General features: G+C 68.1%; 5 protein-coding genes. All 5 read right to left on the bottom strand.

What is annotated here, in order from left to right:
* Window positions 1-41: 41 nt before the first annotated feature.
* On the bottom strand, window positions 42-8,819 hold the full coding sequence (locus D474_RS0113065) for a type I polyketide synthase (RefSeq protein ID WP_017614008.1): 8,778 nt from the start codon (window positions 8,817-8,819) through the stop codon (window positions 42-44).
* Between the two features lie 10 nt (window positions 8,820-8,829).
* The gene (locus D474_RS0113060) at window positions 8,830-15,018 is read right to left on the bottom strand and encodes a type I polyketide synthase (RefSeq protein ID WP_017614007.1); all 6,189 of its coding nucleotides are present in this window, start codon (window positions 15,016-15,018) and stop codon (window positions 8,830-8,832) included.
* A gap of 37 nt (window positions 15,019-15,055) precedes the next feature.
* The gene (locus D474_RS28615) at window positions 15,056-16,267 is read right to left on the bottom strand and encodes a cytochrome P450 family protein (RefSeq protein WP_017614006.1); all 1,212 of its coding nucleotides are present in this window, start codon (window positions 16,265-16,267) and stop codon (window positions 15,056-15,058) included.
* A 53-nt stretch (window positions 16,268-16,320) separates the two neighbouring features.
* A complete protein-coding gene (locus tag D474_RS0113050) occupies window positions 16,321-18,021 on the bottom strand; it encodes a thioester reductase domain-containing protein (protein ID WP_017614005.1) in 1,701 nt (566 codons plus the stop codon).
* Window positions 18,018-19,717: AMP-binding protein (locus D474_RS0113045; RefSeq protein WP_017614004.1), on the bottom strand; the 1,700-nt coding region annotated here is incomplete at its 5' end. The genes D474_RS0113050 and D474_RS0113045, both read right to left, overlap by 4 nt.

Here is a 19,717-nt window from a genome sequence, read left to right as displayed (position 1 = left end):
CGGGTCCTCCACAGGGCGGGGACGACGGAAAGGGGACCGGTTCATCCGCGCCCCCCGTGCGACGCGTCGAGGGACCGCTCCTCGGCCGTGGGCAACTCACCCTGACACACGAGGTCCGCCAGGTGCTCGCTCAACGCCTCGGGGGTTGGATGGTCCAGCACGATGGTGGCCGGAAGTTCCACACCGAGCTCCTGGGTCAAACGTGTGCGCATGTCGATCGCCATGATGGAATCGATCCCCATGTCCGTGAACTCCTCCTCGGCGTCAACGGCCTCGGAGTATCCCAGGACCTCGGCCACCAGCGAGCTGAGCTCCGCCAACAGTTCCTCGGCCCGCTCCGCTCGATTCAACGTGGCGAGGCGGGCGCGCAAACCACCCTCGTCCTTCGCCCCTTCCGTTCCCGGTCGTGGGCCGGCGGTGGACACCTGGTTCGCGCCCAGCAGCGCCCTCTCGTGCGTCGCGCGTGATCGGGTGCCACTGGCGACGGTGTCGATCCTCATGGCGACTAGCCCCGCCCGCAAGGACAAGGAAAGGTTGAGCAGGTGGTGTGCGTCCATGTCGTCGAGCGGCCTCACCCCTCTCAGGTGTGCGGCGGACGCAGCGTTGCGTGAACCTGCCATACCTTGTCCCTGTTCGGGCACCCAGGGACCCCAGGCGATACTCCATGCCGGGAGCCCCTGTTCCCGTAGGCGCAGAGCCAGGCCGTCCAGGTACCCATTGGCCGCCGCGTAGTTCGCCTGGCCGGCCGAACCCAGTACGGCGGACACCGACGAGAAGAACACCAAAGCCTGGAGGGGGTGGGCACGCGAGGCCGCCGCGATGGCTTCGGCTCCTCGAGCCTTACCGGAGAAGACCTCGACGAAGTCGGAGTCCTCAAGGTGGTCGAAGGCGCGGTCGCGTAGCGTACCCGCCAAATGGAAAACTCCCACCAGGGGGTCCCGTCGGGACGCTTCCTCGACGGCGCGGGCGCACTCGTCCTCGTCGGTGACGTTTCCAACGACCACGGAGACGGGGGTGCCCCCGTCTCGGAGCGCGTCGATCACCGTTTGAGCGCGGGCGTTCGGCGCGCTGCGTCCCATCAAGGTGATGTGGTGCGCGCCCTGGGCCGCGAGGAGCCGCGCCACGCTCAGTCCCAGGGTGCCCAAGCCTCCGGTGATGAGCACCCCGCCTGGCCACCGCACGGGCCTCGGCGACATTCCCACTTCGACGAGGCGCGCCACCCGCGTAGATTCTTCTCCGATGCGGAGTCTGGGTTCGTCGATTCCGGTCGCGCTCACATGGGAGAGTTCTCGCGCTAGGTTCGCGGTGGTCCATCCCCGATCGAGGGCGATCCAACCTGTTGTGCGACGTGGGTCCTCGGCCTCCATGGAGTTGAGCATGCCTTTGACCGCCTCGGCCAGAGGCGCTGCCTCGTCCCGGCCGTCACAGACGAACACATAGGGGCGGCCTGCGGGGATCTGGCGTAGTTCGGCCGCCAGGGTCGCCACGGTCTCTCGGACTGTCGCAGCGTCGACCGCAGGTTCGGTTCGGACCCAGCGCAGGTCGACGATGGGGGTCTCATCCTGATCCTGGAGGGAGCTCCACGCGTCGATGAGGTGGGTGTGGGCCCCCATGGGGATCAACTCGTCCCGCAGCGAAGAGGCAAGGTGTCTCCTTCCCACGACCGCCAATGTGGGAGCCGGTGCGCAGACCGCGCGATGCAGGGGCACCCAGTCCACCCGGTGGGCGCTCGAGCCGTCCGGTTCCTGCCTCGAGGCCCGGAGCACAGACCGTGGCGCGGGCCGCACACGGAAGTCGTCGGCTGTCAGAACGGTGGTGGTCGCGGTGAACAGGGTCAGGTCGGCCGACTCGACACGGAGCAGGCCCTGTCCCAGCTCGGTCGCTCTGCGGACCCGCACGTATCCGTAAACCCTCTCCCCTGGGCGCGGCCTACCGGTGAAGCTCACCCGTTCGGCTGCGAACGGAATGGCCAGTGCCTCAGCTTCGAGAGCCTGGTCCTGGACCATGAAAGCAGCGATGCTCTGGAAGCAGGAGTCGATCAGCCCCGGGTGGACCTCGATCCCTGACGCCCTGTCCGGCGTGGTCGGGGGAGGCGCGAATTCGACGAGGGCTTCCTCGCCCCGGATCCAGATCTTGTGGATCCAGCGGAAAGAGGGGCCGAGCGTGTAACCGAGCTTCCTGAAGTAGGCGTAGAAATCTGTACCCTCGATCGTGCGCTGGGCCGCTGCGATGAATCGGTTCCGGTCGATCGGTGCTCGCACGGCCGGCGTCGAGTCCGTCGGGACGATGCGCGCTTCGAGGTGGGTTGGCCAGTCCGAGACGCTGTCGGTGTCCAGGGGCCGGCTCCGCACTCGCAGGCGGGTGGGCTCGGGGCCCTCGGTGATGACCTGCGTCTCGTACCTTTCCCCGTCACTGATGACTAGGGCGGTGGGGCAAACCATATCCTCCAGGGTGATCGGTGCGCTGTCGGGGGCGAGCGCGGACACGATCGTGCCCAGGTGGGAAGCCGCGGGGGTGACGACGGTGCCGTACAGGCGATGGTCGGTGAGATAGGAGGGGAAGCGGGCGGAACGCTCGCAGGAGAAGACCCGTCCCGGCAGCGCTGGGGAACGGAGTTCCCTGCCACCGTGATGTTCGGTGCGCGCGCGTGGGACCGGTGATGTTGCGCCAGCCTCGGGAATCCAGTGACGGGTGTCTGCGAACGGGTACAGCGGTGCCGCCGACCGCCGTGTCCTGGTTGAGGGGTATATCGCCGACCAGCGCATGTGCTGCCCACTCTGGTACAAGGTTCGCGCGGCTTCCATCAGGGTCGAACGGTCGGAACGGCCACGGCGCAAGGAGGGCACTGCCGTTGCGCTCGCGTGGAGTTCCCCGCAGGCGCGGGCGAGAGAGGAAAGAGTGGCGTCGGGGCCGATCTCCACACACACATCGGTCCCCACCCCCGCGAGCGTTCGCAACCCTTGATGGAAGAGCACAGGGCGCCGCATGTGTTCAGCCCAGTACCGGGCCGTGAATTGGTCGGGTTCTGCCACTTGACCGGTGACGTTGGAGACGACGGGGACGTGTGGAGGGGAAAAGCGCAGTGGTCGGGCGGCGGCGGCCAGGTCCTCGACGACCGGCTCGAGCAAGCGTGAGTGGAACGCGTGTCGTGTGGCCAGCGCGTGGACCTTGACGCCCTCGCTCTCGACCTGGCGGGAGAAGCGCGCGATGGCTTCGGGTGGCCCGGTCACCACGACGGCGTTGGGACCGTTGACCGCGGCGATCTCCAGCCCGGCCTCTCGTGCGCGGTCGGCGGCCCACTCCGGGCGCGCGGACACAGCGAGCATACGGCCGGGTTCGGTGCCCTGCATCAGGTCCGCCCGGTCGGCGATCAGACCCATCCCCGTTTCCAGGTCCATGACCTGTGCATAGGTGGCAGCGCTGATCTCGCCGACGCTGTGGCCCAGCACCATGTCGGGGATCACCCCCCAGGACTCCCACAGTGCCGCCAGGGCGAGTTCCACGGCCATCAACGCGGGTTGGGTGTAGCGCGTGTGGTGGATCAGATCGGGGTCCGCTTCTCCGAAGAGAACGTCGGGCAGGGCCACCTCTCGACGTGTGAGCAAGGCTTGGGAGCAGCGGTCGATCATGTCCGCGAACACGGGTTCGGTCTCGTACAGAAAGCGCCCCATCCCGAAGAACTGGCTTCCCTGCCCGGAGAACAGGAAGACGACCCGGGGAGCCCGGTTTTGGGGCGCGGCCCTGTCGGCCCGTTCCAACTTGGTACGCACCTCCTGGGCGGTGCTTCCGGTGACCGCCACGCGGTGGGCGAAATGGGAGCGGCCGCGGCCGGCCACCGCCGCGAGGGCTTCGATCTCCCCGTCATCGGCCTCTCCTAGACGGCGCCGCCAGGAGGCGGTGAGGCGTTCCAGACCGGCTCGGTCGGGAGCCGACAGCGCGACCAGGGCGTCGTGCTCGGTCGGCTGGTCTACGGGAGCTTCGATCGGATCGCCCTCACCGACGAGCAGGTGAGCGTTGGTCCCGCTGAATCCGAAGCCGGACAGTCCAGCCACGCGGGGGCCGTGCCCTCTCTCCCACCGGGTCGGTTCCACCAGCACCTTGGTATTCATACGGTCCCAGCGGATGTGGGAATTGAGGGTCTGGCAGTGGAGCGTGGGCGGTAGCTCCTCGTGGCGCAGGGCCAGGATGGTCTTGAGCAGCCCGGCCATCCCCGCCGCCGATTCCGCGTGGCCCATGTTGCTCTTGACTGAGCCGAGCATCAGCGGTCGCTGGGGGTCGCGCTCCCGACCCAGCACGTTCCAAGCGGCTTCGACCTCGACGGGATCGCCCAGTGAGGTCCCGGTTCCGTGCGCCTCCAGATACGACACCTGCGATCCCGACATGCCCGCGTCCCGGAGTGCGGAGGTGATCACGCTTTCCTGCGCTCCGCCGTTGGGAGCGGTGAGGCCGTTGGAGGCGCCGTCGGAGTTGACGGCGCTTCCCAGCAGCTGGGCGTGGACGACGTATCCTCGTCCGCGCGCGTCTCGTGCACGTTTGAGGACGACGGCCCCACATCCCTCGGCACGCACGAAACCGTCGGCGTCCGCCGAGAACGTCTTGCAGCTGCCCGTGGGGGAGAGCATGTGCGCGCGACTGACCGCGACGGAGGTGGTGGGATGGGCTAGGACGTTGACCCCTCCGACGAGCACGGTGTCACATTCACCCTCGCGCAGCGACCGCATGGCCAGGTGGAGTGCCACCAGTGAGGAGGAGCAGGCCGTGTCCACCGCGAACGCGGGCCCGTTCAATCCCAGCAGGTGGGAGACGCGCCCGGCCGCGGCATTGAGCGCCGTCCCCGTCCCGTAGTAGGCGTCCACCCGGTGTTGGCCGTCCTCTTCGAGGAGTCGGGCGTAATCGGAGTTGGAGATGGCGACGATGACACCTGTGCGAGAACCCTTCAGGTCGGCGGGGGCCATACCCGCGTCCTCGAGGGCGTGCCATGTCGTCTGCAGGAGCATCCGGTGCTGCGGGTCCATGCTCTGGGCCTCGCGACCAGACAGACCGAAGAACTCGGCGTCGAAGGCGTCGATGTTGGTGAGGTAGCCGCCCTGCGTCGTGGTGATGTCACCTTCATGGGCGCGGGACCGGTTGGCCAGGGGGTGACCTGGCGGGGGGAGGGCAATCACGTCCTGACCTTGTTTGAGCAGCTCCCAGAACCGCGTGAGGTCGTCCGCGCCGGGGAACACGCCGGCCATCCCCACGACGGCGAGGGGTTCGGTGGAAGTTGGTGGAGAGTCCTCGTTAGGAGACTCCCCGGAGTGGGTTGAGAGGATGGCCCCGGCACGCGCGGGCGCGGTGCGCAGCCGTGGGCTCGGGTCCGTACCCTCGAGGCGGGCAATCAGGTGAGCTGCGAGTTCCTCGACGGTGGGGTGCTCGAAGACGTCGGTCACGGGGACTTGCGTCCCCCAGGAGTCCGACAGCCCTCGCACGAGGTCCACGGCCATGATCGAGTCCAACCCGAGGTCGTGGAAGCCGGTGTTGAGGGAGATCTCGCCGGGGTCGTCGTGCTCCAGCACACCGGCCAGCACGTGACCGATGTGCTCTTGCGCGGCGGCGAGCCGGGCTCGTTCCGGGAGTTGGCGGATGCGTCGCGCGACCGGTTCCGCAGGCTGTGCTGTATCCGCGTAGTCCGGGGCCACCTCCTGGAAGAGCTTGCGTCGCCGAGTGGCTCCGATGACCTCGGTGAAGCGGGGCCAGTCAACGGCTCCCACGAGGATGTGGGCGCTGCTTCCCCCGGGACTCGGGGTCAAGGCCGCGCACCCCTGGTCGGGGCTCAGTGAGGACAATCCCATGCGGGAGAGTGCTTCGCGGTCCCGATCTTCGGTCATCCCGTCGGTCTCCCAGGGGCCGTACGCCAGGCTCGTTGCGGCGAGTCCGAGGGAGCGGCGGTACTCGGCGATGGAGTCGGCGGCGGCGTTTGCGGCGGCGTAGGGGGCGCTTCCGGTGCTCCCCCACAGCGTCGACGCGGACGAGACCTGAACGAAGAAGTCCAGGGGCGCGTCGAGGGTCAGGGTGTGCAACCACCACGCGCCCGCGTATTTGGCACTCAGCGCGCGGGCGAAGTCCTCTGGTCCGGCCTGGTCCAAAGGACGCGTTGTCAACTCCCCGGCGCAGTGGACGACGCCCCCGATGGCGGGACCCGGTGTTGTGTGGAGTGCCTGTGCCAGGGCGGTGGGGTCGCCGCAGTCCACGGCTCGGTAGTTCACCTGGACGCCTTGGTGGTGCAGGTGGTCGAGGAAGTCGTTGTCGGCCGCGTTGAGTTGGTCCGACGGACGACGTCCCAGGAGCAGGAGGTGACGTGCCCCTCGCTCTACCAGGGAGTCCGTGATGGCCCTGCCCACGCCGCCCAAGGCGCCGGTCACCAGGTATTGCGCCTCGGGCCGTGGTGTGAGGGGTGAGGGGTGGCCCTGCGCCGGTGTGATGCGTGCGGTGTGCGCGTGCCCCTCGCGTACCGCCACGACGTCCTCGCCGTCGTGGCCCACGCGGGCGCGTACAAGCGCCCGGGCGTCGGCGGGATTGGCCCGTAGCGGCAGGTCGGCGATTCCACCCCAGCCGTCTCCTCCCTCCAGCCCCAGCGCGGAGGCCAGGCCGTTGAGGGGGCCGTGTCCTCCGGCCACAACGGGGTCCGTGCCGGTGACCTGACGGTTCCCTCGCGTCACGACCACCACCCGGGCGCCGCTGCCGTGCGCGTGCGTCACGGCACCGGCCACCGCATGGCACAGGGTCGCCGCCGTGAGTTGGGGGGCCTCCGAGAGGCTCTCCGGTGTCAGGGCGGGTGCGGCGTAGGCCAGGAACAGGGGGGGTCGGTCCTGGAGGCGGAGTGCGCCGAGGGTCTGCTCCCATTCGGCTCCCTCGGGGAGCCGACGCCAGTGCCACCCGGTGGGGACCGGTGTTTCCTGGGGTGTGAGGACGATCCCGGTGACGCCTTCTTCCGCGGCGGCCCGCACGAGCAGGGACACGGTGGAGACGTCGTCACCGGCTACCAGGGCGAAGGACGGTGCCCCGTGGTCGACCTGGGTCATGTGCCACGTGAGGTGGTGCAGCGGTGGCGGGGCGGGGGCGCCCTCCACGTCGGCGTGTGGTGGCGCGTACCGTCGCCGCTGCCAGGGGTAGTGCGGCAACTCCATGACGTGGCGTTCCAGCGCCGCGAACTGGGCAGGCAGGTCCTCTGGTGCGCCTTCAAGGATCTCGGCCGCGTTCAGGTCGCCCTCGGCGAGGCGGGTGAGCACGGAGCGGGCGCTGTCTGTCTCCTGGGCATGGACGCGGGCCCTGATCCTTCTGCGTGCCCTGCCAAGGGTGATGGTGTGGGCGAACGCTCCATAGTCGGCTCCCGGAAGACGGTCAGCAAGCCGGGACGCCAGTTCCCTCAGTGCTGCGGGGCTGTCAGCGCTGAACTCGAAGCCGGGGACGTCGCGCGCGCGGGCCCTGGTGTCCTGAGGGGCGGGTCCGATGATGACGTGGGCGTTGGTCCCGGACATACCGAAGGAGCTGACGCCGGTGTGGGGGCCGTGTTCCTCCTGGGACCAGTCGAGGACGCGCGTGGGCAGTTCGATGCCCGTGCCGTTGGTGTCGATGCGTGGATTGAGGACCGTGAAGTTGGCCAGGGGCGGCACGCTCTGACGTCGTAGGGCGGCCACAGCCTTGACAACGCCGAGGACTCCGGCCGCCGCTTCCAGGTGGCCGATGTTGTTCTTCAACGCCCCCAGGCGTACGGGACCGGCGTCGCGGAAGACATGGGTGAGGGCCTGCAACTCGATGGGGTCGCCCAGCGGGGTTCCCGTACCGTGGGTCTCGACGAGGCCGATGTCGCTCGACGCGAGTTCGGCGTCGGCCAAGGCACGCTCGAGTACGTCGATTTGGGAGAGGACGTTCGGGACGGTGAATCCCGAGGAGCGGCCGTCGTGGTTGACGGCCGTGCCGCGCACGAGGGCATGGACTCGGTCGCCGTGCTCCAGCGCGGCGTCGAGGGTTTTGAGAACGAGGAAACCACCACCCTCCCCTCTACCAAATCCGTTGGCTCGGGCGTCGAAGGCCTTGCAGCGCCCGTCGGGTGCCAGCGCACCCGTGTCCTCGATGGTCTTGGTGGACCGGGGCGACATAATGGTGTTGGCTCCTCCGACCAGCGCCACCTCGCAGTCGTGTGACCTGAGGGCGCGCACCGCTTGGTGCAGCGCCACCAGGGAGGAGGAGCACGCGGTGTCGACGGTGGAGACCGGCCCTTGCAGTCCCAGGGTGTAGGCGATGCGGCCGGCCGCGAAACTGTGTCCACTCCCGGTGGACCAGTGGGCTCCGCCGTCCCGCCCCCGCCAGGCCCGGTATCCATCCTGATCTCCAGTGACGCCCAGGTAGAGGCCTATGCGTTGGTCGGTCTTGTCCACGGCCAGGGCGGCGTCCTCCAGGGCCTGCCAGGCGGCCTCCAGGACCAGTCGGTGCAGGGGGTCCAGGGCGCGCGCCTCGCGAGGGCTGATACCGAAGAAGGAGGCATCGAAACCCCAGGGATCCTCCAGGTAGGAACCCGTGCTGACGGTCGTGCGCCACTCGTCGGCGAAGGGACCCTGACGTTCTGGTGGCAGGGGACGCACCAGCTCCCCTCCGGCAGCCAGGAGATCCCACAAGCCGTCGAGGTCGTCGATGCCTCCGGGCAGGCGCAGACCGACACCGATGATGGCGACCGGTTGGCGTTGCTCGGCTTCGGCCAGACGCGCACGCAAGTCACGGATAGTCTCCATGGCGCGACTCATCGGAGCCGCGTTGGGCGAGGGGTTCGCTGTGTCGGACATGTCCGCCTCCTCAGGAAGACGCGTCGGGCTCGGATTCGGTCAGGGCATGGACCGCCGCGCCGAGTTCCTCGGGCGTGCCGTAGGTCCACAGGAACGTGACGGGCAGTCGCAGGTCGAACGTGGCTTCCAAGCGGTTGCGCAGTTCCAGACCCAGGAGGGAGTCCAGTCCCAGCTCCTTGAAGGGGGTCTTGGCGTCGAGCCGTCCGGTGGCCACACGAAGGACACGCCCAACCAGTTCGTCGACCTTGTCCCGTACCAGTGCTCGCCTGAGTTCCGGTGGGTTCTCGCGGAGCCTCAACAGGAACGCGGCACCGTTTCCACTCTGCTGCCCGCTGTCTCGCGACGCCCGTAGCAGCGTGCTCCAGCTGGACAGCGCGGCGGTTTCGGGGAAGGAGTCGAACCACTGTCGCAACCGCAAGGGGACGTATCCGGCCACCGCCGCATCCTGGCTCAAGAGGTGCTCGAGCGCGAGCCATGCCTGGTCCGTGGTGAACCCGGGCATCCCCCGCTGCGCGAGTCGCTCCCCACGATTATGGTCGGCCGCCGCCAGCCCGGAGTCTTTGAACGGTCCCCATTGCACGCTCAGCGCGGGTAGCCCTTCGGCGCGCCGGGCCAGCGCCAGGGTGTCAAGGTAGGCATTAGCCGCGGCGTAGGCCGCTTGGCCGGTGTTGCCGAGCAGGGCGGCCGCCGAGGAGAACATCAGGAAGAAGTCGAGCGGGTCCTGCCGGGTCTGATCGTGCAGATGGCGAGCGCCGTCGATCTTCGGCTCCAGGACGCGTTCCAGGGTGGTCTCGGTGATGGTTCCCACCGTGGCGTCGTCGAGCACGCCGGCGGCGTGGACGACGCCCGCGAGGGGAAGGCCGCCCCGACGCAGGTGCGCGAGCGTCTCGGTGAGTTCGTGCGCACTGGTGACGTCGACGGTGGGGATACGCACCCGAACGCCGACGGAGCGCAGTGCCTCGATGCGCCGACTCGCCGACGCGGTGGGGCGAGAACGGCCTAACAACGCCAGGTGCCGTGCCCCGTGCGCGACCATGAATTCCGCGAGGGAGAGTCCCAGAGCACCGAGTCCTCCGGTGAGCAGGTAGAGGGCCTCGGAGCGGAAGGCGCCCTCAGGCATCGCCACGGGGGTGACGGAGCGGACACTGTCCGGGGCGCTGAGCACGAACTTGCCCGTGTGTCGTCCCTTGGCGAACTCTTGGAGCGCTCGACCAGCCTGACCGAGGGGGAAGGTGGCGCTCGGCAAGGGGCGCAGGCGTCCCGCTTCGACCTCCTTCCACACACGGCAGAGCAAGTGGGCGAAGCGCTCGGGCCGTGTGCCCATGAGACCGGCCAGGTCCACCACAGAGAAACTGATCCTGTCGCGAAAGACGTCCAGGCCGATTTTGCGTCCTTGATGGATGTCCTTTTTACCGACCTCCACGAAACGACCGTCTTCGGCCAGGACTTCGAAGTTGCGGTCGAGCGCGGCCCCGGTCAGGGAGTTGAGAACCACGTCGACGCCGCGCCCTTGGGTGGCCCACAAGACCTCATCCGGCCAGTCGGAGTCTCGGGAGTCGAAGACGTCGTCGATACCGAGGTCACTCAAGGTGCGCCGTTTGTCCTCGGTGCCGGCGGTGGCGATCACCCGGGCGCCCCGGAGGTGGGCCACCTGGATGGCGGCCAGTCCCAGACCACCCGCTGCGGAGTGGATCAGGACGGTCTCGCCCTCACTCAAACGGGCCAGGTCCACCAGACCATGCCAGGCGGTCACCGCCACCAGCGGCAGTGTGACGGCGTCCTCGTCGCTCAGACTCTGGGGCACGGGCACGGTGTGTCCGGCCCGCACCACGACGTGGGAGGCGGCTGAGCCGAACCCGCACGCTGCCACGCGATCGCCGACCCGTGGTGAGGTCACATCGGGGCCCACGGCGCTCACTCGACCCACGCACTCGCCTCCGAACAAAGTAGCTGCGCCGCGGTGGTCGGGGTAGGTGCCCATGGCCTTCATGACGTCGATGAAATTGAGTCCGACCGCGTCGACTTCGATTTCGACCGTGTCTGGTCCGGGCGCACGACGTTCGGCGGACCGGAAACCGAGCCCCTCCCACCAGCCCGGACGATCCGTGGTGAGCTGGAAGGGACGCTCGGGTGTGTTCCACTCCGGTGATTTCGCGGTGGTTTCAGGCAGGCCGGGCAGGATACGCCCGACCAGGCGTCGTCTTCCACGCAACAGGACCTGGTCGTCGCCTTCGGGGCGTGCCAGTTCGACCGCGCACGCCCGGTAGCGCTGTGGGGCGGGGTCCGTCGAGGTCACATCGATGATCCTGCAGCGCAGAGAACTGTGCTCGCGGGTGAGGACCCGTGTGAAACCCCAATAGAGGGCCGCACCCGCGTCCGGGAGGCACTCGGGCGCGGTCTGCTGGGCATTATGGGTGAGGACGCAGAGCCGGAGTGGGGTCGCGGCGTCGGAGCCGAGGGACGCCAGTTTCGCCAGTTGGAGGAGCCCCGCCCGTTGCGACGATATGCCGGACGCCGCGGTGGGCGCGACGTAGACGAGCGCCTCCACTCCCAGGGGTGGCACATCGGCCGGTGTGCGCGCGCGTTCAACTTTCGCCGCCTGGGAGTCGAGCGCCTCGGCCACTGCGGCGGCACCATCGGTGTCGGAGCCCACGACCCACCAGTGGAGTCGCTCGGTCTCGGCCTCGGGCGCCTCCACGAACTCCATGTGGTGGACAGCGTGGGCGAGTGGGTCGGTGGTCGTGGGGGGTTCCAGGGCTTCCAGGCGCAGCCCCCGCAGAACCACCAGCGGTCGTTCGTCGGTGGAGGAGATATTGACATCGAAGACGAGTCCGTCACGGCGTACCACTGAGCTGATGACCTGGTGAGGCGGGTCGGACAGGTCCGCGCGGAGATCGACGCGGTCCACCGCGGTAGGCACGAGGGTGGTTGTGCCCTCACACAACGCCAGCACCGTTTGGAGGGCGCCGTCCCACAGGACGGGGTGCAATTGGTGGGGGCGCAGGCTCTGGCGTTCCCGTTCCCGCAGCTCGACCGTGGCCTGGGCCGTGTCCGTGTCGGCGCGCAGATCACGGATCACGCGAAACGAGGCGCCGTAGTTCAGTCCACGTGCGGCGCACGCGGTATAGAAGTCCACCGGGTCGAGGGAAGCAAGGTCTTCCGCCAGGGGTGGCGGTTCGCTCTGGCCCGGGGCGGTGAGGGGGTGGACCCGGCCGCGGGCGTGTTCGGTCCATGTCTGCGCACCATCGGATAGGGACAGCAGTCGCAGATCCGCTCTTTGCGCGTCGTCCTCACGCCACACCAGCGCGGCTCTGGTGGGGGTCTCGGCCGCGTTCTCGACGGGCATGTGCTCCGTGAACCGGACACCGGACAACACACGCGGTGTGCTTCCCGTTCGGTCCCGCCCCGCGTTCAGGGCAAGCGCGAGCATGGCGGTAGCGGGGACAACCGCCGTGTCGTGGACCTTGTGATCGTCCAACCAGGGGTGGTCCTCCGCCGACAGGTAGGTATCGGCTTGCCACATCCCCGGCTCGGCCGGCACCGACAGGAGCCGCGGTTCCAGACCACGGTTCTGCGTTCCTCGAGGACGCGAGGTCGGAAGCCAGTGACGTTCGCGCTGCCAGGGATAGCCCGGTACCCTGGCCGACTCACCGTAGGGCAGGTGCTGGAACGGGCCGAGTCCTGATACGTAGGCGCGTGCGAAGGCTTGCGCCATGTCCTCCGGAGTTCCCGCGTCACGACGCAGTGTCGAGAGCACGACGGGGGCCTCGTCCCATTCCCTGGACAGTTTCGTGAGAGCCTCGCCCAGGACGGGGTGGGTGCTGACCTCGACGATGTGGGTCACACCCTCCTGGGCCAGGTCGCGTATCGTTTCGGCGAACCGAACCTGTCCTCGCAGGTTGGCGTACCAGTAGTCCGCGCCCAGTTCGGTGCCCCGCACCCGTCGAGCACGCAAGGTCGAGAACAGGGGGGTGGCGCCTTCCTCGGCCCGGACCGTGCCCAACTCCTCTAGGAGCGGGTCCATGAGTGGAGCCATCTGCGGGCTGTGCGAGGCGTAGTCGACGTCGACCAGTCGACAGGGGACACCGTCTGCTCCCAATATTTCGTTGAGCATGAGCACCGAGTCGGTGTCACCCGCCAACACACAGGAAGGACCGTTGTCCACCGCCACCACGACCTGTGCTTCGAATCCAGTCAACGCCTCTTGGGCACGGTCTGCGGGCAACGTCACCGAAAGCATCAGACCTCGGCCTGCCACCGAGCGTAGAAGCGCGGCTCGGCGAGCGACGGTGCGCGCCGCCGTGTCGAGTGACAGCACGCCCGCCACCGTCGCCGCCGCGATCTCTCCCTGGCTGTGTCCCACCACTGCGTCCGGCTCGACCCCGGCTCGCCTCCAGAGTTCAGCGAGCCCGACGAAGACCGCCCACAGCGCCGGTTGTATCTGGTCGACTTCCTTCAACCAGGCGTCACTGTCACTGGTCAGAGCCCCGACCAGGTCAAAATCGGTGTAGGGGGCTAAGGCACGGGCACACGCGTCCACCTGCTCGCGAAACACCGGGTGCCCCTGGTAGAGGTCGCGTCCCATACCTGCCCACTGGGCACCCTGCCCTGGGAAGGCGAAGAGGATGCTTCCCCGGCTGACCGCTCTGCCTGTGACGACGCGGGGATTGTCCGACGTACTGTCGTCGGCGAAGTCGCGTAGGTCCGCGCTGAGCGCATCCGGGGTGGGCGCGGTGAAGGCGGCCCGGCAAGGGAAATGGTCGCGTCTGTGGGCCAGGGTGCTGGCGAGCGTGGTGACGCCGGTCTGTCGCACACCGGGCGCCAGGTCCGCGCAACGTCGCGTGAGGGCGTCCTCGGTGTGCGCGCTGACGGGGGTGAACCCCGAGGGCAGGTGCTCAGGGGGGTCGTGTGGCTTGGTGGTCGGGGGGCTGGCCAGGATGACATGGGCGTTGGTCCCTCCCCAGCCGAAGGAGTTCACCGCCATGTGCAGGCGCTTGTCGGGGTGCAGGGCCTGCCTGGCGGAGACCACGGAGAGGTTCAGGCCGGAGAAATCGATGTCGGGGTTGAGGTCGTGCGCGTGCAGACTGGGTGGGATCACACGGTGTCGCAGGGCCAGTACGACCTTGACCAGGCCGGCTAGTCCGGCGACGGCCTCCAGGTGGCCGATGTTGGACTTGATGGATCCGATCCGCAGCGGCGAGTCCTGTTCTCCTCTGCTCTGTGCGAGTACCTCTCCCAGAACGGTCGCCTCGATGGGGTCGCCCTTGGGGGTCCCCGTCCCGTGGGTCTCGACATAGTCGAGGAGGGCGGGGTCCACACCGGAGCGCGTGTAGGCCCTCCGCAGGAGATCCCTTTGCCCCTCGGGGTTGGGTGCGACGAGGCTCTCCTCTCCTCCGTCGTTGTTGACCTCGCTGCCCAGCACGACGGCGTGAACGCGATCGCCCTCGGCCAGCGCCCGGCCCAGACGTTTGAGGTAGAGGGACACCACGCCCTCACCACGTACGAACCCGTCGGCCTGGGCGGAGAAGGCTCTGCTGCGCCCGCTGTCGGAGAGCCCTCCGAAGTGGGTCAGGCCGATGGAGACATCGGGGGTGAGGATGAGATTGGCCCCACCGACGATCGCGGACTCCACATCCCCGTGGCGCAGTGCCCGCACCGCCGTGTCCAGGGCCACGAGCGCCGAGGAACAGCCCGTTTCCACGGTCATGCTGGGACCCGTGGTCTTGAGGAAGTAGGAGATCCTGCTGGCGAGGATGTCCAATGCCGCGCCGACGGCGCTGTACTGGGTGAGGGGTGTCGCGGTCTCCTTGCGCAGGAGGTCGTAGTCGTGCCAGCTAGCGCCGACGTAGACACCGCATCGGGCACGGTGGAGACCGGAGGCGGGTTGTCCTGCATCTTCCAGAGCCCGCCACGTGGTTTCCAGGAGCAGTCTCTGCTGCGGGTCCATGTCCGCGGCCTCACGCGGAGAGATCCCGAAGAACACGGGGTCGAAGCGGTCCACGTCCTCGAGGAACCCTCCGACGTCCTGGACCCGCCTTCTGGGATCCAGGACCGCCTGGGCGTCCCAGCGTTGGGCTGGTACCGGCCTGATGGCCTCACACCCGTGGTCCAACAGTTCCCACAACGCGTCGATGTCCTCGGCGCCGGGAAAGCGTCCGGCCATTCCGACGATCGCTATCTGTTCCGCCGGGTCGGCCATCGGCGTTCCCTCGGTGGTCGAGAACGTGCTCGTTGACTCAAGCAACGTGCACCTCCGGTCCGTAAGTCACGGGCAGATGACTCAATGCGCGGGAGATGGTGGAGGGACGGTAGGAGGGCGCGCCCGCGAGACGCAGCCCGGGGAGACGTTCGAAGAGCAAGGGAAGGGCCGTCCGCGCCTCCATCCTGGCCAGTTCGGCGCCGATACACCGGTGGATCCCGTGACCGAAGGCGACGTGGTCACTGCGGTTACGTCCGATGTCGAACGTGTCGGGGTCCTCATAGCGCTGTGGGTCTCGGTGCGCCGCGGCCACGCTCAGGGCGACGGCTTCGCCTGGGGGGATGGTGACGTCCCCCAGGGTCACCGAATTCCGGGTGAAGCGCCACAAGACGTTCTGCACCGGGCTGTCCCAGCGCAGGACCTCCTCGACCACGGCCGGCCACCGCTCGGGATCGTGGGTCACCCGGGTCAGCTGCTCGGGATGGCGCAACAGGGCCAGTACCGAGCTGCCGAGGAGGTTGACCGTGGTCTCATGGCCCGCGGCCATCAACAACGCCAACATCTCGACGACCTCCTGGTCACTGAGGTCGCTGTGTTCGACCAGGGTGGCGGAAAGGTCGTCACCGCTCGTGCCCCGCTTGTCCTTCACGAAGGCGGCGAGGTAGTCGTTCACCCCTTGGCTAGCGGCCAAGGCGTTGCGCTGACCGTTGTCGTCGTTGCTCATCACCGTGCTGACCAACGGACGCAAGAACTCGCCGTCCTCGTCGGAAATGCCCAGGAGCGGGCAGATCACCCTCATTGGCACCAGCGCCGCGAATTCCTCGACCAGGTCGACGTGTCCGACGTCCGCGCCTTCCCTCTTGGCGATGATCTGTTCCAAGAGCCGTGCGACCGTTTCCCGCACACGCGGCGCGAGCGCATGGACGCGCTTGCGCGTGAACTCTCGTGTCACCGACGAACGCAGTCGGGTGTGCTTGGGCGGATCGGCCACGAGCATGTTGTCCGCCATGGCGATGACCACGTCACCGACCATGGGCAGCCGGCCCTCGCGGTAGGCGTACCAGTGCGTCTCCATCTCCTTGGAGAAGTCCTCGCTAAGAAAGACCTGCCGGACCTCCTTGTCCCTGGTCACGAGCCACGCCTCGACCCCTCCGGGAAGCGTGATCCTGTGGGCTGGTCCGGCTTCGCGAAGGTGGGCATAGGTGGGGTAGGGGTCATCAACGAAACCGGTGGTGAAGAGGGGGTCCATGTCAGCCTTTCCCCTGCGCTCGTACTCGGCACAGGTGTTCGACGGAGAACGAGCTAGCCTCGGTGGCCGTGTGCGGGTGGCCCGGGTAGGTAACCTGCGGCCGCGAACCAGTCCAGGAAACGCCCGACGAACGCTGTGTCCGGTTCGGCGCAGACGATCCCTGAGCCTTCGAGCGCGGCGTGCAGGTTGCGGTCCTCGAAGACGGGCCTACTGCCTTCGTAGCCGAGGTCCTCGGCGGGCAGGTGCCGCCCGAAGAGCGGAAGGAAGCGGGCGAGTTCGTTTTCCTCCCCGCCGTCCACGGCCTGGCGTAGCCGCTGGTACCAGTCCTGGTAGGGCAGGCTCTCGATGGCGTATCCGTGGGCGGCGACGAGCCCGACGAAGTCGTTCCAGGTGATGCTGCGGGAGCCCGGGAGGTTGAAGATCGTATTGGCGTGCGTCCCGGTGAGCGCGATGTGGGCGACCGCGGCCGCGCAGTAGTCCGCCGGGACCAATTCCAGGGTGGCGTCGAAATCCAGTGCCGCGCCAAGCTGGATACAGCCCTTGATCGCCGCGTTCAGGAGCGTGTCGGTCGAACAGGCACCCCGGCTCTGGCTACCGACGATCAACCCCGGCCGGTAGACGCAGGTGGGAATACCCAGTTCCGCCGCTTGCGACATCATGGAGTCGCCCACCCATTTGCTCTGCCGGTAACCGCCGACAACCCCTCGGGGGTCGGGCACTGGTGCTTCGGTCCAGCGGGGGTCCCCCCTCCGTCCGGGATAGACGGCCAGCGAGGAGATGTAGTGCACCGGCTTAATCCGGTGTCGGCTGGCCAGCCGCAGCGCCTCCAACGTGCCCAGCGTGTTCACCGGTTTCAGTCTCCGGTACGGCAGCGCGTAACTGGACGAGGCTCCATTATGGATGATCATCTCCACACTCGCGCCCAGTTCCTCGTAGGTGTCGCGGCTCAAGGCGAAGTAGGGGCGGGCCAGGTCACCGACCACACAGGAGATACGGTCGACGTCGCCGTCGCGTGCGAGCCCGTACCGACGCATCGCTGCCACGACGCGCTGGCGGGCCTCCGCCTCCTCGGTTGCGCGGACCAGCACGTACACATGTGCCTGCGAGCGGTCGATCAGTTCCCGCAGGAGGAAGGCGCCCGTGTACCCCGTCGCACCAGTGAGCAGGACACAACGGTAGGGGGCCTGGACCGGGGGCAACACGTTGGCCGCAGGTGTCACGTCGGGTGCGAGTCGAGCCTCCTCCAGAAGTCGGTTCGTGGGGATGCTTCTCGGATGTTGCGGTGGTGCGCTTTGCTCGACCGCGGCCTCTGGGCTGAGCATGAGCGCCAGCCGCTCGATCGTCGGATGATCGAAGATCTGTCGGGCGTTGACCGAGGCACCGGTTTCCTCACGCAACCGGGCCGCCATCTGCGCGGCGGTCAACGAACCTCCGCCGAGGTCGAAGAAGTCATCGTGGACCCCCACACGGCGTACACCCAGCACGTCGCGCCATACAGACGCGACACGTTCCTCCTGCGGTGTTCGGGGGGCGACGTGGGAACTGCTCGAGTACAGCTCCCGGCGGGGCTCGGGCAGCCGGTCACGGTCGACCTTGCCGTTGGGCAACTTGGGCAGCTCGTGGAGCACGACGAACTCCTTGGGCACCACCGCGCCGGCCAGACGGGATCCGGCGAACTCGCGGAGGAGCCCGCGAAGACGCTTCGAGGTCGTGGGAGGCAAGGGGTTGTTCGTCAGGTGTTGCGCATCGGTCATCGCCCTTGTGGTCCTTTCTGTTCGGGAGCTTCGAACACCGCGGTGAAGCACCCGGTCCCCGGCGCGTCCTCCGGGATCAAGCGTGTGTGCCGTCCAACGGCTTCGCCCAGCAGGGCCATATGCTCGGGGTCGACCGTTTCGGGACCATCGGCCTGCCATACGAGTCGTTGCAGGTCCCAGGCGTTGACTCTCCCCAGGTCCTCCCTCAGGGCTGCCACCGAGGCCAGGGGGCGTGCCAGACGACGATCGGGAATACCTGTGACGGTGATTGCCCGATCGGCCGGAGTCTCGGCGATCAGCGCACGCAGCCGCTCCACGTGCTGTCCATCCGCGCTGGTCGCCAGGTCCGTCCAGGGCACCGTTGTCCTCTCCATCGCCACGGGGCCGGGGCGATCGCGTCCCCACAGAGTCACGTCGTAGCGAAACCGCGCCATCTCTGTGTGATGGGAGGCGCGTTTGAGTTCGACCAGAGCGCCTGCCAGATGGGGGGAACCTGCGCAGAAGCGGTGGAAGAAGCGGGGGTCCACGCACAGTTCGCCCTCGTCGGAGCGGGCGCGTTCGACCGCGGCGGCGAGCTGGTCGCCCGGGGTGAGCGGGTCACTGGCCTGGATAACCGTGTCGGCGTGAAAGGCCTCCAACAACCGTAGATCCCGTACGTCGCCGATGAAGACCGCGCCCCTGGGGCCGGCCACGCGTACCGCTTCCCGCAGTACTCGCGACAAGTAATCAGGACCGGGGAAATACTGGATGATGGAGTTGAGTACGACGAGCCCCTCACCGGTGGAGTCCATCTCGGCAAGCGCGGTCGCGTCGCCCTGGTCGAACCGCACGCGTGCGCGGTCCTGGGCCCGTACACGATCGGCCGCCGTCTCAATCGCGGCCCTCGACGGCTCGATCCCGTGGTACGTCGACACCCGGCCCAAGAGGGGTTCCATCAAGAGCCCCACGCCCATACCGACGTCGATCAGCGTCGGGGTCTCGAGGGCATTGACGCGCGTGACCGTTCGGTCGAGCCAGTCACGCATCTGCACCACGGGGATCGGGGCCTTGGTGTAGCTGCTCTGCCACCCCGAGAAATCCTCGTGGGCGCCAGGGTCGGTTCTGTGCGCCTGGGAGGAGCCGTCGTAAACGCGGTCCCACACCTCGCTCCACGTGCCCGTGTGGGCCTGCTCGGCGTCGGCGTCGTTCGCCAGGGCGGGGGCGACGTAGGCCACGATCTGCGGGGTTTGCCCGGGATCGGAGAACGTGCTCACCGCAGCGGAGGACACCTCGGGATGCAGGGACAGGACGCTCTCGATCTCATCCAACTCGATCCGGTGGCCGGCGACCTTGATCTGGCGGTCCTTGCGTCCCAGGAATTCAAGCTGACCGTCGGCGCGCCAACGGCATCGGTCCCCGGTGCGGTACCAGCGTTCGCCGTCAGGGTCGGTCACGAACCGTTCCTCGGTCAGCTGCGGGCGGTTGAGGTAGCCCTCGACCACGCCGTGGCCGCCGATCCACAATTCTCCCTCCACGCCAGGGGGCAGCAGTCTGCGCCCGTCCTCGGCCACTACGCGCAGCAGGGTGTTGGCGACCGGTCGTCCGATGGGTAACGCGTCGCCGTCCACAGTCCCCTCCAGCTCGTACATCGACGAGTAGACGGTGGCCTCGGTAGGACCGTAGCCGTTGAGGATCCGTGTCCGGGGAAGTTCGCGCG

It is taken from the genome of Nocardiopsis salina YIM 90010 (assembly GCF_000341025.1).
GTDB lineage: Bacteria > Actinomycetota > Actinomycetes > Streptosporangiales > Streptosporangiaceae > Nocardiopsis > Nocardiopsis salina.
This window is presented reverse-complemented; position numbering and strand designations above follow the sequence as displayed.

Excerpts from the sequence above, each read along its gene's own strand:
- D474_RS0113065 (WP_017614008.1), bottom strand. The coding sequence starts at position 8,819 with ATGTCCGACACAGCGAACCCCTCGCCCAACGCGGCTCCGATGAGTCGC.
- D474_RS0113060 (WP_017614007.1), bottom strand. The coding sequence starts at position 15,018 with ATGGCCGACCCGGCGGAACAGATAGCGATCGTCGGAATGGCCGGACGC.
- D474_RS28615 (WP_017614006.1), bottom strand. The coding sequence starts at position 16,267 with ATGGACCCCCTCTTCACCACCGGTTTCGTTGATGACCCCTACCCCACC.
- D474_RS0113050 (WP_017614005.1), bottom strand. The coding sequence starts at position 18,021 with ATGACCGATGCGCAACACCTGACGAACAACCCCTTGCCTCCCACGACC.